This window comes from Streptomyces sp. NPDC002403, assembly GCF_053593015.1.
In genome coordinates this window covers 89,652-115,158 of the sequence record NZ_JBSFBQ010000017.1, presented here as the reverse complement: position 1 = coordinate 115,158, position 25,507 = coordinate 89,652, and the positions used below count along the sequence as shown (strand labels likewise).

Genomic DNA, 25,507 nt, shown 5'->3' with positions numbered 1-25,507 from the left:
GTCAGGCTCCGTCCCCGCCCTCAACGCAGGGTGACATCCAGTTGAACGCACGGACAGAACGCGACGACGGGCGGGGGGCGGAGGCGCGAGCCGCCCCCCGCCCCGCCGGTCGTCGATCGCCCGCAGGCCGTACGGACAAGCCCTCAGCCCTCCGGCCCGCCCAGGGCGGCCGCCGGATCGTCGTCCGCCGGACCTGCCGGGACCCAGCGCCCGCCCTCCCTGCGGTACGGCCACCAGCGCCCGTCCCGCCCGTACCGGAGCTGTACGCCACCGTCCACATCGGTCCAGCGGTTGGCCGACGACCGCAGCCGGGGCCGCTCGCCCTCCTCCCACGCCTCGGCGAGCCGGGCCCGCGCCCTGGCCAGCGCCTCCGGACCGGGTGTCCACTCCTCGTCGAGCACCGCGAGCGCGGCCACCCCGCCGTACCGCCATGCCCGCACCGCCACATCGAGCTCGGCCCGCCGCCGTCCCGAAGCGGTGATCAGCCGCTTCGCGATCCAGGGTTCGGGCCGGGCCTCCGCGACCAGCCGCACGGCATCCTGCTGCGGCGTCAGCACGGTCGGCAGCGGCTGCTGTTCATGGCCGGGGGAGAGCGCCTCGGCCAGCATCCGGTGGGCGCGCGCCGCACCGTCCGTCGCCAGCATCTCCAGCGCCGCCGGATCGACGCCGTCCTGCGGCTCGGTCTCCGTGTCCAGCGACGGCGCCGCGCCGGGCTCCGCCGGCAGCGGCGGAGGAGCGGGCAACGGAGGCAGGATGTCCCAGGCCGCGAACGCCTCGTCCGCCCGGACACCCCCGTCGCCGGCGCTCGCCGCCGCGGCGGCGGACCCACCGGCGGGTCCGGCCGGGCCGCAGGCACCGTGTCCCTCGGCGCGGGCCGCGATGCGGACCTGGAGTTCGTCCAGGAGCCGCCGCTCACCGCGCCCCCGCATCAGCAGCAGCACGAACGGATCCTGGTCCAGCAGCCGCGCCACCTGGTAGCACAGCGCGGCGGTGTGCGGGCAGTGGTCCCACGCGTCGCAGGTGCACTCCGGGTCCAGGTCACCGATCCCGGGCAGCAGTTCCACCCCTGCCGCCGCCGCGTCCTCCACCAGGTGCGGGGGCATCTCCCGGTCCAGCAGCGCCGCGATGTGCCCGGCCCGTTCCACGGCCATGCCGAGAAGCCGCTCCCAGTCCGCCTCGCTCAGCTCCTGGAGCAGCACATCGCTGCGGTACGTGGACGAGTCCCCGTCCCGGACCACCGCGGTGATCCGGCCCGGCCGGACGGAGACCGCTCCGACCCGGCCCTCGCGGGCGAACCTGCGTCCCTTCTTGAGCTGTTGGCCGTCCAGCGCGGTGTCCTCCAGGGCCTTGAGCCAGGCCCGGCCCCACCAGGACTCGGCGAAGCCGCGGCCGTGTGCGGGCGGCAGCGCGGCGAAGGTACGTTCCTGCCCCGGAACAGGGGTGTCCCTGTCGTCGCTCTCGTAGTCGCCGCCGTCGTAGCGGTCCCCGTCGTGTCCGTCGCTCATCGTGCGCCCCCTCGCAGCTCCACCAGATCGGCCAGTTCCGCATCGGTCAGTTCGGTCAGCGCCGTCTCGCCGGAGCCGAGCACCGCGTCCGCCAGGCCCTGCTTGCGGGCCAGCATGCCGGCGATCCGGTCCTCGATGGTGCCCTCGGCGATCAGCCGGTGAACCTGCACCGGCTGGGTCTGTCCGATGCGGTACGCGCGGTCGGTGGCCTGCGCCTCGACCGCCGGGTTCCACCAGCGGTCGAAGTGCACGACATGGCCGGCCCGGGTGAGGTTGAGACCGGTGCCGGCCGCCTTCAACGACAGCAGGAAGACCGGGGCCTCGCCCGCCTGGAAGCGGTTGACCATCGCCTCGCGCTCGGCGACGGGCGTACCGCCGTGCAGGAACTGCGTGCGCACCCCGCGCGCCGCCAGATGCTGCTCAAGCAGCCGGGCCATCTGCACGTACTGGGTGAACACGAGCACGCTCGCCCCTTCGGCCAGGATCGTGTCGAGCAGCTCGTCCAGCAGCTCCACCTTTCCCGAACGGTCCGCGATCCGTGGCTCCTTCTCCTTGAGGTACTGCGCCGGGTGGTTGCAGATCTGCTTCAGCGCCGTGAGCAGCTTGACGACGAGGCCTCGCCGGGCGAAGCCGTCGGCGTCGGAGATCGCGGCCAGTGTCTCGCGCACCACCGCTTCGTACAGGCCCGTCTGTTCCGCCGTCAGTGACACCGCGCGGTCCGTCTCGGTCTTCGGCGGCAGCTCCGGTGCGATGCCCGGGTCGGACTTGCGCCGCCGCAGCAGGAACGGCCGTACCAGCGCGGCGAGCCGTTCGGCGGCAGCCGGGTCACCGCCCTCCGCGGTCCGCGCGTACCGGGTACGGAAGGTACCGAGCCGGCCCAGCAGCCCCGGCGTCGTCCAGTCGAGGATCGCCCACAACTCGGAAAGGTTGTTCTCCACCGGGGTACCGGTGAGCGCCACCCGGGCCTGGGCGCCGATCGTCCGCAGCTGCTTGGCCGTCGCCGAGTACGGGTTCTTCACGTGCTGTGCCTCGTCGGCGACCACCATGCCCCAGCGGATCTCCGCGAGCCTTGCCGCGTCGAGCCGCATGGTGCCGTACGTGGTGAGGACGAACTCGCCGTCCGTCAGGCCGGCAAGGCTGCGCGATCCGCCGTGGAAGCGGCGTACCGGTGTGCCCGGCGCGAACTTCTCGATCTCCCGCTGCCAGTTCCCCATGAGCGAGGTCGGGCAGACCACCAGCGTCGGACCGGCGGCCGTTTCGATGGTCCGGCGGTGCAGATGCAGAGCGATGAGCGTAATGGTCTTGCCCAGTCCCATGTCGTCGGCGAGGCAGCCGCCGAGACCGAGCGAGGTCATGGTGTGCAGCCAGTTCAGACCGCGCAGCTGATAGTCGCGCAACGTGGCGGCGAGCGCCTCGGGCGGGCCGACCGGCTGCGGCTCACCCTGCTGCCCGGCCGCCTCCGGGTCGGCCAGCCGGCGGCGAAGCCGCTCCAGCCAGCCGGTGGCCCGGACCTCGACCCGGCGGCCGTCGACCTCGGTGGAACCGGTCAGGACCGCACCCAGCGCGTCGATCGGCGTGACCTTGCGGTCCTGGGTCTCGCGGGCCCGCCGGGCCTCTTCGGGGTCGATCAGCACCCACTGGTCGCGCAGCCGCACCACCGGCCGGTTGGCCTCTGCCAGGCGGTCCAGCTCGGCACGGCTGAGCTTCTGGTCACCCAGCGCGAACCACCAGTCGAACGCCAGCAGCGCGTCCGCGGACAGGAGCGGCGGCGCTTCGGAACCGATGCGTGCCACCCCGTCGTGCTCGTCGCTCTCCGCGTCGTCGGGCGGCCCGATCACGGCGCGTGCGGTGAGCTTGCGGGCCAGCTCCTTGGGCCAGTGCACCTGGACGCCGGTCGTGGCCAGTGCCCGTCCGGCGGGGCCGAGGAGTTCGGCGAGCTCGTCGTCGGCCGGCTCCACGGAGTCGGGGACCGCGGCGGACAGCAGCGGGGACAGCGGCGGCCAGGCCCGGGCGGCCCGCCGGAGCGCCAGCAGGGCATCCATCCGGGTACGAGGTCCGAAGGCCGCAGCGGTACGCGCGTCGCCCGCCCAGACCTCGGCGGCGTCGGCGACCAGCGTCGGATCGCTGACGCTGTGGATCTGCAGGACGGCCCGGAACGACGGTCCGGCGGACCGCTCCTCGTCCTCGTCCGGCGCGGTGAGCCCGGACACCTCCACCCGGAGCGAGAGCCGGACACCCGCGTCGTGCCCGGCCGCGACATCGGTGGCCCAGGCCCGATGTCCGGGCAGCTGCTGCGGCTCGTCGGTGGTGAAGGCCGGGCCACCGCCGGCGAACGACGCGGCGGGAGTGCGGGGCAGGCCGTCTGCCACCGCGTCGAGGAACGCGCGCAGCAGCAGCTCGGGCTCGGGCAGCAGCACGGGCCGCGCGGCCCCGTCCAGCGGCACGGCGTGGGCCAGGGGCGGCATCGAGGCCGCGAGCGTCCGGATCCGCGACTGGTCGTCGGCGGTCAGCGGACCGGCCCGCCAGGCATCGTGATCCGTGGTGCTGAGCCCCGGCAACAGCAGTCCCCGGGCGGCGAGTTGGAGGGCGAGGAGAGCGGACGCGCCCCAGAACGCCGCCGCGTCGGAAGCGTGCGCCGAGGCCCGTGCACGCGTCAGCACCGGAAGCGCGTCCCGGACCGGAAGCACCCGTGCCGGTACGGCGTACACCTGTGCGTCGGCGCCGACGACGTCCAGCTCCGCCACGGACCCGGGACCGTCGGGCGGGCTGCTGCCGTCCGGGTGCCAGAAGGCGACCCGGCCGGTACGGGAGGGATCCCCGGGCAGGAAGACCACGGAGCAGGCGGAGAGTGCGGAGATCTCGGAGAGCGTTGCCGCAGGGAGTCTTTGCACAGCGATGCCGAATTCCTCAAATTTGACTAGTTGGGGGTCGGGTCGCCGAGGGTACCCCACGGATGTCGTCTTCCGTGAGCTGGATCCCTGTGACGCGAGCCACATTTCGATCCGGCGAGAGGGCCGAATCCTCGTTGGCCCGGAGAGCATGCCGCACTCCTGGGTGGAGTCAGCACCCCCGTCGGGGGAGGGGGTATACCCCCGGACGGCCCGGGTGTTGGCGCCATGGCTGCCGCATACCGGGTCCCCCTACGTTTCTACAGGTCAGCGCAGCTTTCCAGAGAACCGGAGACGTCATGCCCCAGGCCATAGCCACCGCAGTGGAGGGTGCCCGAGACGGTGCAGGGAGTGCCGCAGCGGAAAGAACGGCAGGTGCCGCGGCTGACGGAGACACCGGGACCGCTCCGGCTCAGGGGAGCGACTTCGCACCCCTGCTGCGCGCGGTGAAGGGGCAGGGACTCCTGGAGCGGCGGACCGGGTGGTACGCGGCCGGCATCGCCGTCAACCTTGCCGCCCTGGGTGCCGTGATCACCGGAATGTTCCTCCTCGGCAACACCTGGTGGACCCTGCTGCTCGCGCTGCCGCTGGCGATCTTCTGGTCACGCACCGCGTTCGTCGGGCACGACGCCGGACACGCCCAGATATCCGGCGACCGCAGGACGGGCCGGGCCATCGGCCTCGTACACGCCAACCTGCTGCTCGGCATGAACGAGGCGTGGTGGAACGACAAGCACGTCCGCCACCACGCCAATCCCAACCACATCGACAAGGACCCGGACGTCGGTGTGGGCGCCCTCGTCTGGACCCAGAAGCAGGCGGCCCGGCGCGAGGGCTTCGCCCGTTGGCTCACCCGCAACCAGGCCCTCCTCTTCTTCCCGATGCTGCTCCTCGAAGGCATCGCGCTGAAGATCTCCGGCTTCCAGTACCTGCGGCAGCAGCCCGCCCGGGAACGCGCCCTCTCGGCGTTTCTCCTGGTCGCTCACCTGGGCCTGTACGCAGCGCTGCTGCTCACCGTTCTGTCCCCGGGCAAGGCCGTCGCCTTCGCGCTCGTCCACCACGCGCTGTTCGGGCTCCACCTGGGCATGGCCTTCGCACCGAACCACAAGGGCATGGAGATGCCGGACCCCGACGGCGACCGCTGGGGCCACCTCCAGCGCCAGGTCCTCACCTCGCGCAACGTACGCGGCGGCATCCTCACCGACTGGTTCCTCGGCGGCCTCAACTACCAGATCGAGCACCACCTCTTCCCGAGCATGCCCCGCCCCCACCTGCGCCTGGCGCAGCCCATGGTGCGCGCCCACTGCAAGGCGCTGGGCATGCCCTACGCGGAGACCGGACTGATCGAGTCCTACCGGCAGGCGCTGCGGCACATGCACGAGGTCGGCGAACCCCTGAGGTGACTCATCGGCCCGCTGGAACCGATGGGCACGCACGCGCGTTCTCACAGCAGATGCGGCTTCGGGCCGCGAAGGAGGCACGGACGATGTCGAACAGCGCGAAGATCGCCATCGGGGGAGTGGCCGCAGCGGTCATCCTGATGCCGTTCATCGGTTTCTGGCTGTCGCTGCTGGTCCTGGTCGGCGTTCCTGCGATCGCTTATCTGATGCTGGACCCCGGCCAGCGGCGCAGGCTCCGCAGGATCACCCGTAAGGAAATAGGCCGCTGAGAGTAGGCCCCGCACCGCGCGGGGGCGGCGGGCCGAGGCCCGTGACGGGCATCGGGGTGCGTGCGGGACCGCAGGAGCGGCCGGGCATCGGGGCCCGACCGCAGGCGCGTCCGCCGAGCCCCGGTCGGGCTCAGGCCGGCCGTTCCGCGAGCGCGTCCAGAGCCTTCAACAGCCCGGGCAGTTCGGTGCCGCGTCCGACCGGGAGCACTTCGCCCGGCTCCTCGTCCAGCAGGACGAACGCGATGTCGTCGGTCCGGGCCACCAGGGACCAGCCGGGGCCGTCGGCGCGCAGCATGCGGGCGTCGCCCGTGGCGAAGGAGGACCGGACACGGCCGGGTGGCGGCGGGGTGTCGATGTATTCCTGAGCCTGAGCCAGAGCCCGCCGCACACCGGGATGCGCTCCGGAGGGTGCGTCCGGGGCCTCGGCGTCGGCTTCGGCATTGGCCGCGGCATCGGTATCGGCTTCGGACTCGTTCCCGGTTGCAGGGCCGGTCTCGACACCAACCCCGACCTCGGCCTCACCCTCTACCTCAGGTTGAGGCTCGGGCCCGGAGTCGGCGACGGACCCGGCCTCGGACTCGGCTCCCGGCTCGGCACCGGTGATGACGGAATCCATTCCGGCCGCAGTGGTGAAGGCCGTCGCGTCATCGATCTGCCCGCGCCAGGCGCCCCACTGGTGAGCTATCTCGTCCGCTCCCATGCGCCGCTGGGCCGGTCCCCACGAGTTCGTGTCGGGCGGTGTCAGCGGCGCCGGAGAAGTGCCCTCTGCCTCCGGGTCCGGCAATGGATCGTGCGGCGCGGCCACGCCCGGTGCGGCGACCGCCACCGGGAGGGGCCAGCCGGGCAGTGCGCACACCACCGAGCGGTCGTCGGGGGAGAGGTCGTACTCCATGCCGCAGTCCCACGCCGCGATCGCGACGGCGACCAGCGACACGTCCTCGACGACGACGGTCCACCGCGCACCGCTGCCGTCCTGGCCGATGACCAGCCCGTATCCCTCGGCGTACGGTTCGACGGCGAGCGCCGCGCACGCGGCCGGGTAGTCGTCCCCGAGGACGCTGGGGAACTGTGCCGGTGTCAGCAGCACCGCGGTCAGCACATACAGTGCGTCGTCGTCGGCGACTGTGTCGTTCGGCGCGGCCACGGCACCCTCCTCGTCCGTCATCGTCTTCCGTCGGCGCACCTTAACGAGTGAGTAACCCACTCGTCGAGGCCCTGACAAGGGAAGGCGCCGACGCCCCGGGGCGACAGACGGAACTGCTCAATCGACGGGGAGACCGAGCAGCGCACGGGCCACCGTCTGCGGCGACTCGCCGCGCTCGCGGGCCAGCGCGATGACGGCCCGGCATGCCAGCTCACTGACGCCGAAGGAGAGCGCCTCGGGCGACACCCAGCCGCTCGCCTCGTCGATCCGCGCCTGGTCCTCCTCCACGGAAGCCGAGACGAAGGTGGCGGCCGCCTCGAAGAGGTTGTGCTGCTTACGCCGGTCCTCCTTGGCGGGCGCCGCGGACCGGTCCCCCTTGCGGTCGGGGGTGACAGCCCTGCGCAGGCTGCCGATTATGTCGATCATGGGGACCGCCTTCCCGGGAAGCTGTGGGTGCATGACGTGCCGGTACTCACTTGTGGTGTTCCCCGTCGACGTTAAGTTGGACCTTCGGCCGAAACAAAGGGGGGAAGTGCGGTGAAGCGGTACGACCGGCTGAAGGAGATTCAGCGACTCGACCCGGAGCGGGACTTCCTTCGAATCTACCGGATCATGGCCACCTACGAGTTCCCCTGGGACATCACCCGTGCACTTGAGCTGGCTCTTTACCGTACCTATGCCGTTCCCGGCATCGGCGGACTCCTCGCACGGACTGCCGAACTGACTGATCGTTCCCAGAAGCGCTACGACGACACCGCACTGCTCCTCGACACGGTTGTGGAGCACGGCTTCGACAGCGACTCCGGGCGTACGGCCCTGCGCCGGATCAACCAGATGCACCGCAGCTACGACATCACCAACGACGAGATGCGCTACGTGCTGTGCACCTTCGTCGTCACCCCGAAGCGCTGGCTCGACAGCTATGGCTGGCGCCGGCTCTCCGACCACGAACTGCGGGCCTGCGCCGCCTACTACCGGACCCTGGGCGCGCACATGGGCATCAAGGAACTGCCGCGGACGTACGAGGACTTCGAGCGGACCCTCGACACCTACGAGGCCGAACACTTCGGCTGGGACGAAGGAGGGCGCCGCGTCTCCGACGCCACCCTGGACCTGATGGGCTCCTGGTATCCGGGCCCGCTGGCTCCCGTTGCGCGCAAGGCCGCTCTCGCGCTGCTCGACGATTCCCTGCTGCGGGCCTTCCGGTACGAACGCCCCGGCCCCGTGGCCCGCGGTCTCACGCATGGCGCACTGCGGCTGAGGGCGCGGGCGGTGCGGCTCCTGCCACCGCGTTCCACCCCGCACCACGCCCGGCAGAACCCGGAGATCAAGGGATACCCGGACGGCTACGAGGTCTCCGCGCTGGGGACGTTCCCGGTCCCGGGCGTACGCGGCTGTCCGGTCCCGCGCGACCGGCACCCCGAGACGCCGGTGGAGTGAGCGCGAGGGTGCGGGCGAGCGGGTCAGGACATCCGTACGGCAAGGGCGAGAAAGCGGTCGTCCTCATCGGTGTACGCATCGAGCCGCCAGCCCGAACGCGCCAGCAGGGGGCGGAGGTTGTCCTCGGCCCGCAGGTCGTCGTCCGTGATCCGGCGGCCGTGGCGGGCTGCCAGAGCCGCCCGCCCGACGGGGTGGAACAGCGCCAGCCGTCCGCCCGGCCGGACCACCCGTGCCAGCTCCACCAGATCGGGACCGGGGTGCGACAGATGGGAGATCAGTCCGGCCGCGAAGACCGCGTCGAGCACCCGCGCCCGCAGGGGCAGCCGGGCGACATCGGCGAGGAGCAGCGTCCCCTCGCGGTCACGCCCCGCGCGTACCGCCGCGTTCAGCATGGCCGGGGTCAGGTCCACACCCAGGACCGTGCCCTGAGGCCCGACGGCCGCCCGCAGAGCGGGAAGAGCCCGTCCCGTACCGCACCCGGCGTCGAGCACCGCGTCCCCCGGACACAGTGAGAGGGAGTCGGCGGCTGCTCCGTAGGCGGGCCCGTCGTCGGGGAAGCGGGTGTCCCAGTCCGCCGCGCGGGCTGTGAAGAAGTCCTGGACATGCGTGCGGTCGTCGGCCATGCGGTCATGATCCCTCATCAGTCCCCGGTCAGCAGGCACGTCGTTCGGCACCACGAGGCGATCGACGGCTTGCGGGACGCCATGGCATGTCCGCGAATCCTGCCCGGCCCGCGCGGGCCCCGACTCCCCGGTCCGAAAGAACGGAGGGGGAGTCGGGGGCGCGCGTGGGGATTCCCGTCAGACGTTGACACCGTAGTCGGACGCGATTCCGGCCAGGCCCGAGGCGTAACCCTGGCCGACCGCGCGGAACTTCCACTCCGCGCCGTGCCGGTACAGCTCGCCGAAGACCATGGCGGTCTCCGTCGAGGCGTCCTCGCTGAGGTCGTATCGGGCCAGCTCGACGTTGTTGGCACGGTTCACCACGCGGATGAACGCGTTGCGGACCTGGCCGAAGCTCTGCCCGCGGCTCTGCGCGTCGTGAATGGAGACGGGGAACACGATCTTGGCCACATCCGCCGGGACCGCCGACAGGTCCACGTTGATGGACTCGTCGTCGCCCTCGCCCTCACCGGTCAGGTTGTCGCCGGTGTGCTGAACCGAACCGTCCGGGCTCGTGAGGTTGTTGTAGAAGACGAAGTGCAGGTCGGAGAGGACCTTGCCCGCGTCCGAGCACAGCAGCGCGCTCGCGTCCAGGTCGTGGTCCGCGCCCGTCGTCGTCCGTACGTCCCAGCCCAGGCCGACCGTCACTGCGGTCAGGCCGGGTGCCTCCTTCGACAAGGAGACGTTGCCGCCCTTGGCCAGGGTCACACCCATGAAAAATCCTCCATTGATCCAGTGGTCCAGCGATTCGGTGAACGGCGCCGCTTCGGCCGTCACCAGGCCAACGACGGCGTCGTGACCATGGTTCCCATGCTTGCGCAATCCCTGAAGTGAGCGTCCGAGAGGCGTGCCGTACGTTGGTGGGCCGGCTAGGTGCGTGGCTCGGTACGGGGCTCCTGCGCATCGGTCTCCTTCATGGCCTTCGCCTCACTCTTCAGGATCCGCATGGATTTGCCCAGGGCTCGGGCCGTGTCCGGCAGTTTCTTCGAGCCGAACAGTGCGATCACCACGATCGCCACGATCAGCAGGTGCCAGGGTTCGAGACCGTTGCGCAACATGTGCGTCCCGCCCTTCCTTTCGGTGCTTTGGCCGGATTTTCCGCTCGGAGTCCGCAGACAGTGCGTCAGGCTGACTATGGGCAGGTCCGATGATCCACTCGGACATCAATACTTGCTACATTGCGCAACTGTACAACCATGGGGTGGCGGAACACGTCTTCCCTCATGGAAAACGGACGGACGGGGTGGCCGATGACGGGAAGTCGCAAAGCGGGAGCAGGTAGGGGCGGGGGCGTCCGCCTGCGGCGGACCGCCATGTTCGGGCTGTCGTTCCTCGTCCTGCTGGTCGCCGGCGTCGGGTGGGGCTACCTCAAACTCGGCGGCAGCATCGACACCTTCAGTGCGGACGGGATCTCCGGCGACCGGCCGCCCGGTTCCTCGCAGGGGCAGAACGTCCTGGTCATCGGATCGGACTCGCGCTCGGGCGACAACAGCAAACTCGGTGGCGGTACGGGCGCCGTGGGGCGCTCCGACACCGCGTTCCTCCTTCATGTGTACGGAGACCACAAACATGCCGTCGCCGTGTCCATTCCGCGTGACGCGCTGGTCGACATCCCGGCCTGCAAAGGGCCCGACGGCAGATGGACGGCGCCTCAGCACGGCGTGATGTTCAACGGGGCGTTCTCGGTGGGGGAGACCGCGGAGGGGAACCCGGCCTGTACCCAGAACACCGTCGAGCATCTCACCGGCCTGCGCGTGGACCACACCGTCGTCATCGACTTCGCCGGATTCTCCGCACTGACCTCGGCCGTCGGTGGGGTACCGGTGTGTCTGCCCCAGGACATCTATCAGCGCGACCTCAGCCCGAAGCGGCCGACCCGAGGGGCCATGATCTTCGCGAAGGGCCCGCAGACCGTCTCCGGGCAACGGGCGCTCGACTATGTCCGGCTGCGGCACGGCATCGGGGACGGGTCGGACATAGGGCGTATCAAGCGGCAGCAGGCCTTCGTCGCCGCCCTCATCAAGAAGGTCAAGTCCCAGGGGCTGAACCCCACCACGCTGCTGCCGCTGGCCAATGCGGCCACGGACGCGATGACCGTCGACCCCGGACTCGGATCGGCCGACCGGCTGCTGTCCTTCGCCATGTCGATGAAGAAGATCGACCTGCACAACACCAAGTTCGTCACCGTCCCCTGGCGCTACGAGGGCGCACGCGTCGCGATCGTCGAACCGGACGCCGACGCGCTCTGGGCCTCGCTGAAGGCCGACCGTACGGTCGACGGCAAGGACGCCAGCGGCAAGGGATCGGGCAAGAGCGACGGGAAGGACGGCGGGCAGGCGTCACCCTCGGCGGACGTGCCGGTCTCCGGCAAGGGAATCACGGTCGCCGTCTACAACGGGACCACGGTCAGGGGGCTCGCCGCCCAGGCCGCCGAACTCCTGCGCTCCCGGGACTTCACCGTCACGACCACGGCCACGGCGAGCCGCCAGAACCACACCTCGACCGTCATCGAGTACGGGCCGGGACAGCGGGAAGAGGCGGAGACCACCGCCCGGCTCTTCGCCGGGGCACGTCCGGTGGCGTCCGGCACGGCCGGAATCCAGGTGATCCTGGGCAGTTCCTACGCGCAGAACCCGTTGGCCGATCCCGGGGCCCCGACCCCCTCCACCGTGCCGTCCACCGTCGCCGACGAGGCCCGGTCGGCCGACGACGACCCGTGCTCGGACCTGTCGTACGGCTGACCGGTCGTCGGGCCGTCCGAACGGCTCTCAGCCAGGTGTCCCGGCCGTCCGGAGTTGCAGCGCCGGACGGCGGGGCGCCGAGAAACCGTACGACTCGTACAGCGCGGCCCCGTCCTCGGTGGCGTTCAGATTCACCACCGTGACCCCCGCCTCCTCGCGGAACCAGCAGAGCAGGGCGTCGAGGCAGACCCGGGCGTGGCCCAGACGGCGCCGGCGGGGATCGGTGCTGACGTTGGAGACGTGCCCCTGCAGTCCGCTCAGGTTCGCCGGGCCGGGGGCATGCATGTCGCACGTCCCGACCGCACTGGAGACGACGCCGAGCGCGGGATCGTCGACCAGGAACGCGGCGAACAGGCCGGGGTGGTGCAGCCGCTCGATGAACCACTGGGCGGAGGCCGCCCGCCACGGCGCATCGGGGCCGCCGGTCTTCACCCCCATCTCGTCCAGCATCAGCCCGCGCAGCCGTACCAACGCCGGCACGTCGTCGAGCGTGGCGCGGCGGGCACGCGCCAGCTGCCCGCCACCGGCGCCGGTACCCGGGCCGGACTCCGGACGGTGGAGAAGTGGCGGGATCATGAGTGGCTCCATTTCTGTTCGTAGCGGGTGCGGGCCGCCCGCAAGCCGTATGCGTACAGGGCCAGCACCGTCGCCAGCAACAGGTAATAGAGCGGTGGCAGCGCGCTCATGCCGAGCAACCCGCCGATCGGGGTGAGCGGCAGCAGCAGACCGACCACCGCGAGTCCGCACGCGGCCATCCGCAACGGGCCGCCGCCGCGTCCGCCGGCGAGGCCTCCACCGGTGCGCAGGAGCAGCATCACCAGGGCCTGGGTGAGCAGGTTCTCGGTGAACCATCCGGAGTGGAAGGCATCCTGCCCGCCCGATGTCACGGAACCGTGCAGGGCGAAGGCCAGCACGGCGAACGTAGCCAGGTCGGCGGTGGCGTTCAGCACGCCGAAGCCCGTGATGAAGCGGAGGAAGTCGCGCGGGCGCAGTACCGTCGGCCAGCGCAGCACCTCGGACGCGGGCCGGTCGAAGGCGAAGGCCAGCTGTGCCACGTCGAAGCAGAGGTTCTGCACCAGGACCTGCGCCGGAAGCATCGGCAGGAACGGCAGCATGAGCCCCGCCGCGAGCATCGCGATGACGTTGCCGAGGTTCGAGGAGAGGGTGATCCGCAGATACGCGGCGATATTGCCGCTGCAGTGCCGGCCCGCGGTGATCGCGTCATCGATGGCGGCCAGGTCCTTCTCGGCGAGCACCACGTCCGCGGTCTCCCGCGCCACGTCGACCGCGTTGCGTGGGCAGATGCCGATGTCCGCCGCGTGCATCGCGGGCAGATCGTTGACCCCGTCACCGAGGAACCCGGTGGTCCGACCGGCGCTGCGCAGCGCGGAGACGATCCGTGCCTTGTGCTCCGGCGTGCAGTGGGCGAAGACCGTGACCCGGTCGGCTGCCTCCGCGAGCGCCCCGTCCGACAGCGCGTCGATCCGCTCCGCCTCCATGACCTCGCCCGGATCCAGGCCGAGGTCCCGGCAGGCACGGGCGACGGTGCCCGGATCGTCCCCGGTGAGGACCTTGACGGCGATGCCCCGGTCCTTCAACGCGTCCAGCGCGTCGGCGGCGCTCGGTGCGAGTGAGTCCCGCAGAGCGACGAAGCCGAGGAATGTCAGCCCCCTTTCGTCGGCCTCGGTGTACGGACGCGACCGGGCAGGCCGTTCGGTGCGGGCCACGGCGAGCAGTCGCAGACCGCCCGAGGTCTCCCGGGCGGCGAGTGCGCTCAGCCGGATCCGTTCGGCCTCGTCCAGCGTGCACCGTGCGAGGACCGCGTCGACCGCTCCCTTGGTCACGAGGGTGTGGACGCCGAGCCGCCCGGGGCGGCGGACGACCGCGGTGGCGACGCGGCGCAACGGATCGAACGGCAGCGCCGCGACGCCGTCGTACGCCGAATGCGTCTCTCCCCGCTCCTCGGCCGCGTCCAGCACCGCCTCGTCGAGTGCGTCGGGGGCGGGCAGATCGGCGAGCTCCAGCGCACACAGGGCGTTGACGGCGGCCCAGTGGAGTGCCTCGGGATCGGACCCGCCCGACGCGTCCAGTGAACGCTCGACGACCGGCCGGTCCTGAGTGAGGGTTCCGGTCTTGTCCACGCACAGCACATCGATCGCGCCGAGGTCGTGCAGCGCGGGCAGTCGCTTGACGATGACCCCGTGGTCCCTGGCGAGCAGCGAAGCGCCCCTGGCCAGCGCCGTCGTGACGATCACCGGCAGCATCTCCGGAGTCAGCCCGACGGCCACCGCGACGGCGAACGGCAACGTCTCCAGCCCCCGGCCGCGCAGCGCGGCGTTGGCCATGAGTACCAGGGGCGGTGTGAGCAGCATGAAGCGGATCAGGGTCCAGGAGATCCCGTGGACCGAACGGTCGAAGGCACTCGCGCCACGGCGGCGCGCCGAACCGTCGTACGCGGCGGCGAACCTGGTCTCCGCGCCCGTCGCTGTCACCACCGCCGTTCCGCTGCCGGACGCCACGCTGCTGCCCTGGAAGCACAGCTCCGGCCGGGCGAACAGCGCTTCCTGTCCGCTGCGCGCGGTGACGGCGGCGCGGGGCCGTGACGGGGCGTCGACGGGTTGCTTGGCGACCGGTGCGGACTCGCCGGTGAGCGCCGACTGATGAACGGTCAGGCCGCTCGCCCTCAGCAGCCGCAGATCGGCGGGTACGAGATCACCCGGACCGAGCCGGATCACGTCGCCCGGCACCAGCTCCTCGACCGGCAGCTCACGGGCCTGCGGCGCGGAATCCGGTCCTGACCGGCGCAGTACGGTCGCGGTGGTCGCCACGAGCTCCCGCAGTGCGGCCGTGGACCGGTCCGCCCGGTGCTCCTCCGCCGAGCGCAGCAAACAGCTGACGACCACGAGGACCGACGTCACGGACGCCGTGCCCCATGACGCCACCGCCGCCGAGACCAGGCCCAGACACAGGAGCACCGAGGTGAAGGGGTCACGCAGACTCCGCAGGAACCGGCGGGGCCAGGAGACCGGACGCCAGGCCGGCAGTGTGTTCTCGCCGAACCGCGTCAGCCGTTCCCCGGCCTGCTCCTCCAGCAGCCCGCGCGGTCCGCTGTCCAGCGAGCGCAGGACCTGGAGGGAGGTCGGTGCGGCGACCGCGAGGACGGCAGGCATGCCATCGGGGGCGGCGCCCCGGGAGGCCGACGCGCCTGCCAGCGGCACGACGACGGCGGACGGGCGATCGGGTTCGGTGCTGCCGGGACCTGCGGCGGCACTGCTCTCAGGCACCGAGCCCACGGAGGCGCGCGGGTCGTGCGGGGGTGTGTCCGGCGCGCTCCGCGAGCTGGCCGACCATCAGCCGGACGACGGTCACCACATCGGGATCGTCGACCAGATACACCTGTCGGCGCCCTTCGCGACGGGACCGGACGAGACCTGCCAGCTTGAGTTTCGTCAGGTGCTGGCTGACCGAGGGGAGTGTGCCGCCCACCCGGTCCGCGAGTCCGGTCACATCGCTCTCGCCCTGGGACAGGGCCCACACGATGTGCAGCCGCGCAGGCGTCGCCAGCAGGCCGAAGGCCGCTGCGGCCTCCGCCAGTACCTCTGCGGGCGGATCCTCGAAACCGCCGTCGGCAGCTGTCGACACTCTCGCTCTCCCTGTCCGCGTGGCTCGATTCCTCGCACCCGAAGTACTCAGTGTAGGCGTCGGCCTTCCACGGGTTCGGACCAAGCCACATGACGGAGGAGTGCTTGCCCCTGCGTGACGTGTGCGCAAGGCTTACGGCAACGGGGAACGCATGAGCGGGGAGGAGCGGGGAAATGGCGCTGGACAGGGGACTCGACTGGCTCCTTGACGACCTCACGAAGAGGGTCGAGCACATACGGCACGCCTTGGTGCTGTCGAACGACGGACTCGTGACGGGGGCGAGTACGGGGCTGGCACGTGAGGACGCCGAGCATCTCGCAGCGGTCTCCTCCGGGCTGCACAGCCTGGCCCGTGGGTCGGGACGTCACTTCCGGGCCGGGAAGGCCCGGCAGACCATGGTGGAGTTCGACGAGGCACTGCTCTTCGTGACGGCGGCGGGGGACGGTAGCTGTCTGTGCGTGCTGAGCGAGGCCGAGGCGGATGTCGGCCAGGTCGCCTACGAGATGACGCTGCTGGTCAACAGGGTCGGTGAGCATCTCGGCGTCGCAGCGCGACAGGCGGCGGGCGAAGACGCCGACCGCGCCTGACCTGGAGCGCCCGACCGCGCCTGCGCAGGGCACGTCTGCTCCGATCCGCGGCCGGTCCGGTCGCGGTAGTTGTCCACAGGCCGGCCGGGCGGAATCTCTTCCGGGTTACGGTACTCACAGAGAGTAACCGAATCTCACGGGGGAGAGCGTCATGAGCGTTGCTGCAGAGATGTGCCCGGAGACCGCCGGTGCGAATGCGGCGGGCACGGCCGTCGCGGGCACGATGGCGGTCGGCACGGCGGCCCAGGAACTCCTGCTGAAACGTGGGGAGTTCGCGGTCGCCGTGCATCTGGGACTGATCCGCCTGACGGTGCGACAGGACGGTGGACGGGCGAGGGTCGGCTGCGAGGAGGTCGACCGGATCCGGTCGCAGGACGGGTTCCCGGAGACGTTGCGGGACAGGGTGCGCACGGTCGGGACGGCGCAGGGGGCCCAGCAGCTCGGGATCAGTCCGGACCGCTTCACCAGGCTCGCCCGCGCGGGATGCCTCACGCCGATCACGTTCTACCTCAACCGGTACCGGGCGATCGTCTGGCTCTATCTCGCCGACGAGCTGGCAGGCTTCGCCGCCCGGGAACCCCGGCTCCTGGCCGGGAGGAGTCCGGCCTGGCTGCGTGGCCGCTTGGAGGGAGGTGTCGACTGCCGGGCGCGCAACTGGCGCTCGCGCCGGGTCGAACGGCTGCTGAGCCTCACAGAGGATCCCTGGGCCCGCGTGGCCGTGCTCGCGGACACCCTGGATCCGGTGCAGTTGGCGGAGGTGGTCGACGATCCGTACGAACGCGCGTACCTCGCCAGGATCCGGCCCGAACCGGCCTTCGGGCCGACCGGGCCGCCTTTGGCGCGGGAGACCATGGCTCACCTGATGCAGGCCGACGAACCGGACGAGATGCTGTGGCGGCGGGTGAGCCTGATCGCGGAGTTGGACAACGCCCGGGAGGTCCGATCGGCCCCGCGTCCGGGCGGTGAATGGCGCGCCTTCCCGCGCCAGCGGAACGAGTACGCACCCGAGCCGGACTCCCGCACCGAGGCCGAACCCGCTCCGACCGCGGCATCCGCCCCCGTTCCGGCGCCCGCGCCCGGACTGCTGGCCCGGATCGGTCTGCGCAGGCGTACATCCAGGGATGCGGGGCATGGGCAGTCCGGGCCGGGGCACGGTCCGCTCGGCACCTGACGAGGAGGGTGCCCCGCGCCTCGGGAAGCGATGACCGCCCGGCCGCCGGATGGGAGCAACTCGCGGCCGGATAATGAACTCGCACAGGAAGAACGGCACCGGCATCCTGTCTCCCATGCTGATCAGGGAAGCCACCATCGAGGACTGGCCCGCCATCTGGCCGTTCTTCCATGAAATCGTCGCCGCGGGCGAGACCTTCACCTATCCCCTCGATCTGACTGAGGAGAATGCCCGCTCCTGGTGGCTCCTCGAGTCGCCCAACCGTACGGTCGTCGCGGTCGACGGCGACGGGGTGATCGTCGGCACGGCCAAGATGAACAACAACCACATGGGCAATGGCTCGCACATCGCCGGTGCCAGTTACATGGTCGAGCCCAAGCGTGCGGGGCAGGGCATCGGCCGGGCCCTGTGCGAGTACACCCTGGAATGGGCTCGCGCGTCGGGGTTCAGGGCGATGCAGTTCAACGCGGTGGTGGAGACCAACGTCCACGCCGTCAAGCTCTACCGTTCGCTCGGATTCGAGATCCTGGGAACGCTGCCGGAAGGGTTCGACCACCCGGAACACGGATTCGTCGGACTGCACATCATGCACCGCCGTCTCCGGACAACGCGTCCGTAGCTCTTTCCGCAGGCCCCCTGCGCCAACCGCACCAGCGCCGGCTGTTCTTCGCCAGCGCTCGTGCGGCCCCGGACCCCACGCCATGTCCGTCATGTCCGAACCGGTGGTGATGTGTGGGTAGTTGTGGCAACCGGTGCTTCATGGGGCGGGTGCGCGCGGTGTCGGCGGGGGCAGTACTCTGCGCCCCACCGCCATTCGGGCGATGAAACATATGCGGAGGAAGATTTCATGACCATACCCAGGAGATCGTTGCGTGCTGCGGGAACGCTCGCGGCCGCTGCGGTTGTCGGCCTGACCGGAGCGGTGCTCTCCGCCGGCCCGGCCGCAGCTCACACCCCCACCTGGGCCGTGACCTGTTCCGAGGTGAACCTCGACCTGACCGCCTACAACAGCGGTGTCACCAACCAGGTGACCGTCACTGTCGACGGCAAGGACCTCCTGCCCACCGAGACCTTCGGCCGGGAGTTCCACAAGAAGCTCGCGCTGCCCGAGCACGACAAGGAGCTGACGGTCCAGCTCGTCGTCAAGGCCGGTGACGGCGACAAGTTCTCGCGCGACGAGACCAAGACGGCCCCCGTGTGCGAGGGCACCACGCCCTCGCCCGAGCCGTCCGAGGACAAGCCGTCCCCGGCTCCCTCGACGTCCGCTCCCGTGAGCGCCACGCCGAGCGAGGAGCCTTCGACGTCCGCTCCCGCCGCGGACTCCTCGAGCCCCAGCTCGCCCGACCTGGCCGAGACGGGTTCCTCGTCCGCCACCCCGGTCATCGCCGGAGCGGCCGTGGCCGTGCTGCTGGCGGGCGGCGGCATCATGTGGTCCGTGCGCAAGCGGCGTACCGCGCAGCACTGACGTATGAACCGGTGGTCCTGACGCGGATTGTGCCGGGGCCATCGGGCCGAGGCTGTGCCGCTCCACGCCTGGTGCGTGGGGCGGCCCAGCCCTCCGCTCGGGGCTGCCGTCACTCCCGCTTCGCGCCGGGCGGTGTCGACGGTCCGATCTCGCACCAGACCGCCTTGCCCTCGCCGCGAGGCTCGATGCCCCAGCGGGTGGCGACGGCATCCAGCAGCAGCAGCCCCCGCCCGGATGTCGCGGTCTCGCCCGGGCTGCGACGCCGTGGCCAGGCACTGGAGCGGTCCTGCACGGACAGGCGGACCCGCCGCACCGGTTCCGGCAGCACCTCCAGGGTGAGGACCGCGCCGCCCTCCGTGTGCAGCAGGACGTTCACCAGCAGTTCCCCGGTCACCAGCTCGGCATCGTCCGCGAGTTCGGCCATGTCCCAGTCGGTGAGGGCCTGGCGCACGATGGTCCGGGCGTCGGACAGCCCCTCCGGATCCGCCTGGTGGATGTACTGGTGCAGCCGCGGGGCCCGCGGTGACCCGGGATCCGGGCTGCGCCGAAGGACCAGCAGCGCCACGTCGTCCCCGGAGCCCCAACGCTCCCAGAGCCGGTCCGACAGATGATCGGCCAGGGCCTGGGCGCTCGCCGGCCCCGCACCCACCTCGTTGATCAGCGTCTGCACGCCCGCATCGATGTCGGCCCCCGGCTCTTCGACCAGTCCGTCGGTGTACAGGACGAGCGTCTCGCCCGGGACCAGGTCCAGCCGGGTCTCCGGGAACTCCTCGTCCAGGAAGTCGGTCGAGATGCCCAGTGGCAGCCCGCCCCGCACCTGCGGGCTGCCGACCCGGCCGTCCATATGCCGGATCAGCGGGCCGAAATGCCCGGCCCGCACCACGCGCACGGTCCCCGAAGCGAGATCGACCTGGGCGTACGTACAGGTCGCGAAGCGGTCCGTGTCCAGTTCGGCGAGGAAACGCGAAGCCCGCGCCAGCACCGTCGAAGGAGGATGCCCCTCGGCTGCGTACGCCCGCAGGGCGATGCGCAACTGACCCATGATGGCGGCCGCGTGCGTGTCATGGCCCTGCACGTCGCCGACCACGATCCCGAACCGGTTCTTGGGCAGACCGATCACGTCGTACCAGTCGCCGCCGACCTGACGACCGCTCCAGGCGGCGTGGTAGCGCACGGCGATCTCGCCGCCCTCGATCTCCGGGATCCGCCGCGGCAGCATCGCCGCCTGGAGGCCGGTGGCGAATTCGCGCTCCTCGTCGAAGAGCTTCGCGCGCTGGAGGGACTGCGCCACGATGGCGGCCAGCCCCAGACACAGATTGCGCTCATCCGCGTTGAAGCTCGTGTTCTCGCGGTAGAAGAGCGCCAGGGCGCCGAGCGAACGCGCCTGGGCGACGAGGGGCAGATAAGCGGCGGCCCGGAACTTCAGGCGGTCGGCATAGGGGGCCAGCAGGGGGTAGCGACGGGTGAGCGCCGATACCGAGGTCAGGAACCGGGGCCGGCCGCTGAGAACGGTGTCCGCCAGCGGAAACCGCCGGTCCAGCCCCGCGTCTCCGAGCGCGTCGATCGCCTCCATGGAGTCGCCGCTGAGAGCGATGGCGCTCAGCGTCGTGTTCTCGACCAGGCCGAGCGAGAGGCCGTCCGCCCCGAGCCGGGCAAGTCCACCCGGGCCGGTGAGTGCGGCGGTCACGTCGTCGACGGTCACCGCGCGTGACAGCGCGCTCGTTGTGCGTTCAACGATACTGGTCTGTCGCTGCCGCCGTTTTTCCAGATCGAGTACGAAGGCCGAATGGGTGACTTCCGCGGTGGCGTCCTGCACCACCCCGACTATCCGGTGCGCCCGGCCGTCCTCGCTGCGCAGTATGCGGGCCTGGATATGGGTCCACTGGTCCCTGCCGTCGCCCATCGGCACCCGGAAGTGGACGCTGTACGAACTGCGTCCACTCTCTATCGCCTCGACGATCGCCGCATCGAGACGAGTCCGTTCCGACGGTTCGAGCCGGTCCAGCACGGTCTCGGGCCGTGCATCGAAGGTCTGCGGGTCCAGACCGAAGACCAACAGCCCTGCGTCGTCCATGTCGAGCGTCCCGGCCCCCACATCCCACTCGAAGCTGCCCGTCCGATTCATGGCAAGGCGCTGTGCCGTCGCGTGCTCGCCGTTGTGCGTCTTCTCGATCAGCAGGCGCGGCGGGACGGCAGGGCTCGGTTGCTGGTCGTGATCGGTCATTCCTGCTCCGGAGATCGCCGGGCGGGGCTGCCGGACGGCGCGGCCCGAACTGGGTCACTCAATTGTCGAACCGGTTCCGGTCGCTTGCACAGCGGACGTCCGGAAGAATCCGGCCGGAAATCCGGACCGGCCTGCCCCGGGACCCCTGCCGTCCGGGCACGGATCCCGCCCCGGAGAATGGCAGCGGAAGATCGTCCGCGATCGGCGGCCGATACGGCACAGGGGATGACCGGAGCGCATTCATGAACCACGAAGATCCCGTTCTGCTGCACACCGAGGGGCGTGTCCGGCACATCACCCTCAACCGTCCACGTGCCCTGAACGCGCTGAACCACGCCATGGTGGCCCGCGTTGCCGAGGCACTCGCCGACGCCGAGGCCGACGACTCCGTGACCGCGGTCCTGATCACCGGGGCGGGCGAGCGGGGTCTCTGCGCGGGCGGCGACATCCGGTCGATCTACGAGGACGCCCGGGCCGGCGGCTCCATGTCGATGGAGTTCTGGCGCGACGAGTACCGGCTCAACGCCGGCATCGCCCGATTTCCCAAGCCCTACGTCGCGATCATGGACGGCATCGTGATGGGCGGCGGCGTCGGCGTCTCGGCCCACGGCGACATCCGTGTCGTCACCGAACGCTCGCGCATCGCCATGCCCGAGACCGGGATCGGATTCGTCCCCGATGTCGGTGGCACGTACCTGCTCGCCGCGGCGCCCGGTGAGCTCGGGACCCATCTCGCACTCACCGCGGACGCCGTCGGCGCGGGTGACGCGCTGCTGTGCGGGCTCGCCGACCACTTCGTACCGTCGCAGCGCCTCACCGAACTCACCGCGGCCCTCGCCGGCTGCGAGACGGCTGCCGGCGTCGAGGAGACGGTACGGCGGTACGCCGCCCCCGCGCCGGACGGTGAACTGGCCGTGCACCGTGAGTGGATCGACTCCTGCTACCGGGCGGACTCGGTCGAGGAGATCGTCGACCGCCTCGACAGCACCGGCGTCCCCGCAGCCAAGCAGGCCGCCGCGACCATCCTGAGCAAGTCGCCCACCGCGCTCAAGGTGACCCTGTCCGCGCTGCGCAGGGCGCGTGGGCTCGGAAGCCTGGAAGCGGTGCTCGACCAGGAGTACCGGACCTCGTGCACCGCCTTCACCGGGCCCGACCTGGTGGAGGGCGTGCGCGCCCAGATCATCGACAAGGACCGCAACCCGCAGTGGCGCCCGGCGACACTCGCCGAGGTCACCGAGGCCGATGTGGCACGCTTCTTCGCCCCGCTGGGCGACCGTGAACTCGGCCTGGCCGCCGTTCCCGGGACGACGGCCTGAAACGGCCGAAGACGCATCGGGCAGACCGAGAACCCGACTGCTGCCGAGTGAGGCGAGCCCGTGCGGGACTCAGAGGTCGTTCGGCCCGTCGACCGTGCGGAACGGGACGCCGAGCAGGTCGGCGGCGGCCTTGAAGTCCTTGGCACGGTGGCCGGTGCACAGCGTCCAGTGGTGACCGATGCCGGTCGCGGACCAGGCATCGGTCCACTCGCCGGGGTCGAAGCCGAAGTCGACCCGGGAGGTGGTGTTGCCGATCTCCAGGAGCGGCCCCGGTACGACCTCGCCCTCGGAGGCGATGAAGGTGAAGGTGCCGTCGGCCTCCTGCCCGATGCCGAACGTGGTGACCGGGCCGTGTCTGACATCGAACTCCACGCTCACGCCCCAGCCGCGCTTGCCGTGGTAGACGCCCAGCCCGCGCAGCAGTGGATCCTTGGCGCTGATGGCCAGGTGGGCCGGGCCGTCGTGGCCCATCTCGACGACGCGGTCGCGGAAATTGAGGGCCTGGAGTTCGGTGAAGGAACCACCGGCGCCGATGGTGTCGGCGATCAGCATGGCGAGGCTGGTGCGCAGTTCGTACTCACCGGCCATCGGAACGCCGCGCGCGGTCAGCAGCGACGCACCGAGGATCATGCCGGCGCCGAGCCGTTCGTGGATCTCGCCCTCCAGACCGCGGTGGTAGTAGGCGAGACTGTCGAGCCCGAAGTCCTCGACGAGCCGGTCCAGGCCCACCGAGACCCGCGCCGCCCAGGCGAGGTCGTCCTCGTCGACGGAGTCGTCGAGGGTGAAGACCGTACGCGCGAGCGCGACGCGTTCAGCGGCCGCCCCGTCCGTCACGGCGGCGACCCGGACCCGCAGGTCGTCGAATTCCAGGACTTCGACATGCCCGCCGAACCGGGTGGAGACCAACGTCATGTCGGTGGAGACGTCGAGCATGCCGGGGTAGAGGTGGCCCATCAGACCGTGCCGGCCGTGGCGCATCGCGCCGCGCACCTGAGCGGCACGGATCCAGCGGCCGATCCGTTGCCAGGCGTTCTCGTCACGCAGATGGCCCGACACGGAGCGGAACGGGATGCCGCCACGCCGGAACACATTGGCGATCTCGGGCAGCGGGCACTGACCGCAGTACGCCAGCCACTTGCCCGTGTCGGTGTCCGGATGGTCCATCGCCTCGGTCGGCTGGAGGTCGATGGCCAGCACCGGAGCGTGCGCGCGCTGGGCGACGGGCAGGACCATCGAGGCCGTGAGATATGTCGTCAGAAACGTCACGACGATGTCGCAGTCGGCCGCCCTCAGCCGTTCCGCGGCCTTCGCGGCCTCGTGCGGATCGGAGATGAAACCGGCATCGGCGACCTCGCAGCCCATCTCCTCGAACCGCCCGGTCACAAAGCGGGCCGACTCCCGCAGTTGGTCGAGCAGGCCGGGAAACTGCGGCCAGTAGGCCCCGAGTCCGCCGGAGACCAGACCGACACGGGTACGACGCCGCACGGTACGGGTGAGCACGGAGTCGAGCGAGGCGGGCGAGACATCAGTCATGAGTTTCCTTCCTTCGGTTCTGTCGAGGGCCGAACGGACTCAGGCCTGTTCCAGCCGCGCGGCGGCCCGGTCCCAGGCCCGCTGGTCCCCCTGGGGGGTGTAGTGGCGCAATCCCTGCGTCCGTGCGACCAGTTGTCGCATGTCCATGAGATCGCCCACCAGACCCCGGGCGCGCGCCTGCACCAGGATGTTGCCCAGCGCGGTTGCCTCGGCCGGGCCGGCCGTGACGGGAAGCCCCGTGGCATCCGCGGTCCACTGGCACAGGAGCTCGTTGCGTGAACCCCCGCCGACAAGATGGATCCGGGTCAACTCCCGCCCCGCGAGACCGGCCGCCTCCCGCAGAGTCCTGCGATGGGCCAGCGCCAGGCTCTCCAGCACACATCGCACATAACCGCCGGGACCGTCGGGCGTCACCTGCCCGGACTGAACGAGATGGGTGTCGATCCGCGACGGCATGTCACCCGGTGCGAGGAACGCCCGGTCGTCGGGATCGATCACCGCTGCGAAGGGCCGGGCCCGGGCCGCCTCTGCGAGCAGCGCGGCCAGGCCCGGATCCTCGCCCCGCCGGTCCCAGGTACGCCGGCACTCCTCCAGCAGCCACATTCCCATGATGTTGCGGAGATAGCGGACAGTGCCGTCCACCCCGCGCTCATTGGTGAAGTTCGCCGCGCGCGACTCCTCCGTCAATACCGGAGCCGCCAGCTCAAGCCCCGCCAACGACCACGTACCGCAGGACACATAGGCGAACCCGGGCCCGGTCGCGGGCACCGCCGCGACCGCCGACGCCGTGTCGTGCGAGGCGACGGCCGTCACCGGTGTGCCGGTCGGCAGCCCCGTGAACTCGCCGACGTGCGGCAGCAGCGTCCCCGCCGGATCACCCGGCTCGCGCAACGGCGGGAACAGGGAGCGCTCCAGCCCCAGCCGACCGATCAGCGCATCGGACCAGTCGCCGGCCGACGCGTCGAACAGGCCGGTCGTCGACGCATTGGTGATCTCCGCGCCCACCACGCCGGTCAGCCAGTACGTCAGCAGATCGGGGATCAGCAGCAACGACTCTGCCGCACTCCACTGGGCACCGGCCCGGTGCGCGGCAAGCTGGAACACGGTGTTGAACGGCAGATGCTGCAAACCGCTCACCGTATACAGCTCCTGCGCTCCGCATACGGCCAGCACCTGCTCGGCCGCCCTGCCGTTCCGGCTGTCCCGGTAGTGGAACGGCAGCCCGAGCAGCGCCCCGTCCGCATCGAGAAGGCCGTAGTCGACCGCCCAGGTGTCGATCCCGATCGACGCGATCGGACCGCCGCGTGCAGCGGTCCGCAGACCCTCCAGCATCCCCTGGTACAGCGCGAGCACGTTCCACCGCAGTCCGTCCGGCAACCGGACCGGCGTATTGGCGAATCGGTGCGCCTCGGTCAGTTCGAGCCTCCCCGGACCGGCCAGGCCGGTGATCACCCGGCCACTGGTGGCACCGAGGTCCACAGCGGCAAAGGCCGCTTCGCTGTGCGAGGTCACGGACATCG

Annotated in this window: 22 protein-coding genes; 9 read left to right on the top strand and 13 right to left on the bottom strand. The window is 70.9% G+C overall.

Annotated elements, in window-relative coordinates:
* Positions 1-143: 143 nt before the first annotated feature.
* Both ACWCPY_RS20545 and ACWCPY_RS20540 read right to left on the bottom strand, forming a co-directional pair.
* On the bottom strand, positions 144-1,505 hold the full coding sequence (locus ACWCPY_RS20545) for an SWIM zinc finger family protein (protein ID WP_451266888.1): 1,362 nt from the start codon (positions 1,503-1,505) through the stop codon (positions 144-146).
* Entirely contained in the window at positions 1,502-4,396 is a 2,895-nt protein-coding gene (locus ACWCPY_RS20540; protein ID WP_451266886.1) for a DEAD/DEAH box helicase, read from the bottom strand. Before ACWCPY_RS20540 ends, ACWCPY_RS20545 begins: the two co-directional genes overlap by 4 nt.
* A 296-nt stretch (positions 4,397-4,692) precedes the next feature.
* On the opposite strand from ACWCPY_RS20540, the gene ACWCPY_RS20535 reads away from it, so the two are divergent.
* Both ACWCPY_RS20535 and ACWCPY_RS20530 read left to right on the top strand, forming a co-directional pair.
* Entirely contained in the window at positions 4,693-5,796 is a 1,104-nt protein-coding gene (locus ACWCPY_RS20535; protein WP_451266884.1) for a fatty acid desaturase family protein, read from the top strand.
* A gap of 83 nt (positions 5,797-5,879) precedes the next feature.
* Positions 5,880-6,062, top strand: coding sequence for a hypothetical protein (locus ACWCPY_RS20530; protein ID WP_329815867.1), 183 nt, complete (start codon positions 5,880-5,882; stop codon positions 6,060-6,062).
* Positions 6,063-6,192: 130 nt separating this feature from the next.
* Here ACWCPY_RS20530 and ACWCPY_RS20525 read toward each other — a convergent pair whose 3' ends face one another.
* Complete coding sequence (locus ACWCPY_RS20525; RefSeq protein WP_451266882.1) at positions 6,193-7,227, bottom strand: hypothetical protein; 1,035 nt, start codon at positions 7,225-7,227, stop codon at positions 6,193-6,195.
* Between the two features lie 96 nt (positions 7,228-7,323).
* Complete coding sequence (locus ACWCPY_RS20520) at positions 7,324-7,632, bottom strand: hypothetical protein (protein WP_451266880.1); 309 nt, start codon at positions 7,630-7,632, stop codon at positions 7,324-7,326.
* Between the two features lie 111 nt (positions 7,633-7,743).
* On the opposite strand from ACWCPY_RS20520, the gene ACWCPY_RS20515 reads away from it, so the two are divergent.
* Entirely contained in the window at positions 7,744-8,646 is a 903-nt protein-coding gene (locus ACWCPY_RS20515) for an oxygenase MpaB family protein (protein ID WP_451266878.1), read from the top strand.
* 23 nt (positions 8,647-8,669) lie between these two features.
* Here the strand turns inward: ACWCPY_RS20515 and ACWCPY_RS20510 are convergent, their stop codons facing one another.
* The 3 genes from ACWCPY_RS20510 to tatA all read right to left on the bottom strand — a co-directional run bounded on the left by ACWCPY_RS20510 (position 8,670) and on the right by tatA (position 10,366).
* Positions 8,670-9,269: a class I SAM-dependent methyltransferase gene (locus tag ACWCPY_RS20510; RefSeq protein ID WP_451266876.1), complete on the bottom strand. Its 600-nt coding sequence runs from the start codon at positions 9,267-9,269 to the stop codon at positions 8,670-8,672.
* 177 nt (positions 9,270-9,446) lie between these two features.
* Positions 9,447-10,022, bottom strand: coding sequence for a TerD family protein (locus tag ACWCPY_RS20505; RefSeq protein WP_072487761.1), 576 nt, complete (start codon positions 10,020-10,022; stop codon positions 9,447-9,449).
* A 155-nt stretch (positions 10,023-10,177) separates the two neighbouring features.
* On the bottom strand, positions 10,178-10,366 hold the full coding sequence (gene tatA / locus ACWCPY_RS20500) for a Sec-independent protein translocase subunit TatA (protein ID WP_451266874.1): 189 nt from the start codon (positions 10,364-10,366) through the stop codon (positions 10,178-10,180).
* Positions 10,367-10,621: 255 nt separating this feature from the next.
* Here tatA and ACWCPY_RS20495 point away from each other — a divergent pair, with 255 nt between their 5' ends.
* Positions 10,622-12,049, top strand: a complete 1,428-nt coding sequence (locus tag ACWCPY_RS20495) for an LCP family protein (RefSeq protein WP_451266872.1) — start codon at positions 10,622-10,624, stop codon at positions 12,047-12,049.
* Positions 12,050-12,076: 27 nt separating this feature from the next.
* Here the strand turns inward: ACWCPY_RS20495 and ACWCPY_RS20490 are convergent, their stop codons facing one another.
* From ACWCPY_RS20490 to ACWCPY_RS20480, 3 genes are read right to left on the bottom strand one after another with little or no spacing between them, the layout of a single operon-like run.
* Entirely contained in the window at positions 12,077-12,625 is a 549-nt protein-coding gene (locus tag ACWCPY_RS20490; RefSeq protein WP_451266870.1) for a GNAT family N-acetyltransferase, read from the bottom strand.
* Positions 12,622-15,333 carry a magnesium-translocating P-type ATPase gene (mgtA, locus tag ACWCPY_RS20485; protein WP_451266868.1) on the bottom strand — a complete coding sequence of 904 codons (2,712 nt, stop codon included), beginning with the start codon at positions 15,331-15,333 and terminating at the stop codon, positions 12,622-12,624. The genes ACWCPY_RS20490 and mgtA overlap by 4 nt, the downstream gene beginning before the upstream one ends.
* Positions 15,326-15,691, bottom strand: a complete 366-nt coding sequence (locus tag ACWCPY_RS20480; protein WP_329815876.1) for an ArsR/SmtB family transcription factor — start codon at positions 15,689-15,691, stop codon at positions 15,326-15,328. The genes mgtA and ACWCPY_RS20480 overlap by 8 nt, the downstream gene beginning before the upstream one ends.
* A 173-nt stretch (positions 15,692-15,864) precedes the next feature.
* On the opposite strand from ACWCPY_RS20480, the gene ACWCPY_RS20475 reads away from it, so the two are divergent.
* The 4 genes from ACWCPY_RS20475 to ACWCPY_RS20460 all read left to right on the top strand — a co-directional run bounded on the left by ACWCPY_RS20475 (position 15,865) and on the right by ACWCPY_RS20460 (position 18,914).
* Entirely contained in the window at positions 15,865-16,278 is a 414-nt protein-coding gene (locus ACWCPY_RS20475) for a roadblock/LC7 domain-containing protein (protein WP_451266865.1), read from the top strand.
* A 151-nt stretch (positions 16,279-16,429) separates the two neighbouring features.
* Positions 16,430-17,449 carry a DUF6397 family protein gene (locus tag ACWCPY_RS20470; protein ID WP_451266863.1) on the top strand — a complete coding sequence of 340 codons (1,020 nt, stop codon included), beginning with the start codon at positions 16,430-16,432 and terminating at the stop codon, positions 17,447-17,449.
* Positions 17,450-17,564: 115 nt separating this feature from the next.
* Positions 17,565-18,068: an N-acetyltransferase family protein gene (locus tag ACWCPY_RS20465; protein WP_451266861.1), complete on the top strand. Its 504-nt coding sequence runs from the start codon at positions 17,565-17,567 to the stop codon at positions 18,066-18,068.
* A gap of 228 nt (positions 18,069-18,296) precedes the next feature.
* A complete protein-coding gene (locus ACWCPY_RS20460) occupies positions 18,297-18,914 on the top strand; it encodes an LAETG motif-containing sortase-dependent surface protein (RefSeq protein ID WP_451266859.1) in 618 nt (205 codons plus the stop codon).
* Positions 18,915-19,023: 109 nt separating this feature from the next.
* Here the strand turns inward: ACWCPY_RS20460 and ACWCPY_RS20455 are convergent, their stop codons facing one another.
* Positions 19,024-21,138 carry a SpoIIE family protein phosphatase gene (locus ACWCPY_RS20455; RefSeq protein WP_451266857.1) on the bottom strand — a complete coding sequence of 705 codons (2,115 nt, stop codon included), beginning with the start codon at positions 21,136-21,138 and terminating at the stop codon, positions 19,024-19,026.
* A gap of 242 nt (positions 21,139-21,380) precedes the next feature.
* On the opposite strand from ACWCPY_RS20455, the gene ACWCPY_RS20450 reads away from it, so the two are divergent.
* Complete coding sequence (locus ACWCPY_RS20450; protein WP_451266855.1) at positions 21,381-22,454, top strand: enoyl-CoA hydratase/isomerase family protein; 1,074 nt, start codon at positions 21,381-21,383, stop codon at positions 22,452-22,454.
* Between the two features lie 69 nt (positions 22,455-22,523).
* On the opposite strand, the gene ACWCPY_RS20445 is transcribed toward ACWCPY_RS20450, so the two are convergent.
* Both ACWCPY_RS20445 and ACWCPY_RS20440 read right to left on the bottom strand, forming a co-directional pair.
* The gene (locus ACWCPY_RS20445) at positions 22,524-23,987 is read right to left on the bottom strand and encodes an arabinose isomerase (protein ID WP_451266853.1); all 1,464 of its coding nucleotides are present in this window, start codon (positions 23,985-23,987) and stop codon (positions 22,524-22,526) included.
* 39 nt (positions 23,988-24,026) lie between these two features.
* A complete protein-coding gene (locus tag ACWCPY_RS20440) occupies positions 24,027-25,505 on the bottom strand; it encodes a rhamnulokinase (protein ID WP_451266851.1) in 1,479 nt (492 codons plus the stop codon).
* Between the last annotated feature and the right edge of the window lie 2 nt (positions 25,506-25,507).

Excerpts from the sequence above, each read along its gene's own strand:
- ACWCPY_RS20545 (WP_451266888.1), bottom strand. The coding sequence starts at position 1,505 with ATGAGCGACGGACACGACGGGGACCGCTACGACGGCGGCGACTACGAG.
- ACWCPY_RS20535 (WP_451266884.1), top strand. The coding sequence starts at position 4,693 with ATGCCCCAGGCCATAGCCACCGCAGTGGAGGGTGCCCGAGACGGTGCA.
- ACWCPY_RS20530 (WP_329815867.1), top strand. The coding sequence starts at position 5,880 with ATGTCGAACAGCGCGAAGATCGCCATCGGGGGAGTGGCCGCAGCGGTC.
- ACWCPY_RS20525 (WP_451266882.1), bottom strand. The coding sequence starts at position 7,227 with ATGACGGACGAGGAGGGTGCCGTGGCCGCGCCGAACGACACAGTCGCC.
- ACWCPY_RS20520 (WP_451266880.1), bottom strand. The coding sequence starts at position 7,632 with ATGATCGACATAATCGGCAGCCTGCGCAGGGCTGTCACCCCCGACCGC.
- ACWCPY_RS20510 (WP_451266876.1), bottom strand. The coding sequence starts at position 9,269 with ATGGCCGACGACCGCACGCATGTCCAGGACTTCTTCACAGCCCGCGCG.
- ACWCPY_RS20505 (WP_072487761.1), bottom strand. The coding sequence starts at position 10,022 with ATGGGTGTGACCCTGGCCAAGGGCGGCAACGTCTCCTTGTCGAAGGAG.
- tatA (WP_451266874.1), bottom strand. The coding sequence starts at position 10,366 with ATGTTGCGCAACGGTCTCGAACCCTGGCACCTGCTGATCGTGGCGATC.
- ACWCPY_RS20495 (WP_451266872.1), top strand. The coding sequence starts at position 10,622 with ATGTTCGGGCTGTCGTTCCTCGTCCTGCTGGTCGCCGGCGTCGGGTGG.
- ACWCPY_RS20490 (WP_451266870.1), bottom strand. The coding sequence starts at position 12,625 with ATGATCCCGCCACTTCTCCACCGTCCGGAGTCCGGCCCGGGTACCGGC.
- ACWCPY_RS20475 (WP_451266865.1), top strand. The coding sequence starts at position 15,865 with ATGGCGCTGGACAGGGGACTCGACTGGCTCCTTGACGACCTCACGAAG.
- ACWCPY_RS20470 (WP_451266863.1), top strand. The coding sequence starts at position 16,430 with ATGAGCGTTGCTGCAGAGATGTGCCCGGAGACCGCCGGTGCGAATGCG.
- ACWCPY_RS20465 (WP_451266861.1), top strand. The coding sequence starts at position 17,565 with ATGCTGATCAGGGAAGCCACCATCGAGGACTGGCCCGCCATCTGGCCG.
- ACWCPY_RS20460 (WP_451266859.1), top strand. The coding sequence starts at position 18,297 with ATGACCATACCCAGGAGATCGTTGCGTGCTGCGGGAACGCTCGCGGCC.
- ACWCPY_RS20455 (WP_451266857.1), bottom strand. The coding sequence starts at position 21,138 with ATGACCGATCACGACCAGCAACCGAGCCCTGCCGTCCCGCCGCGCCTG.
- ACWCPY_RS20450 (WP_451266855.1), top strand. The coding sequence starts at position 21,381 with ATGAACCACGAAGATCCCGTTCTGCTGCACACCGAGGGGCGTGTCCGG.
- ACWCPY_RS20445 (WP_451266853.1), bottom strand. The coding sequence starts at position 23,987 with ATGACTGATGTCTCGCCCGCCTCGCTCGACTCCGTGCTCACCCGTACC.
- ACWCPY_RS20440 (WP_451266851.1), bottom strand. The coding sequence starts at position 25,505 with ATGTCCGTGACCTCGCACAGCGAAGCGGCCTTTGCCGCTGTGGACCTC.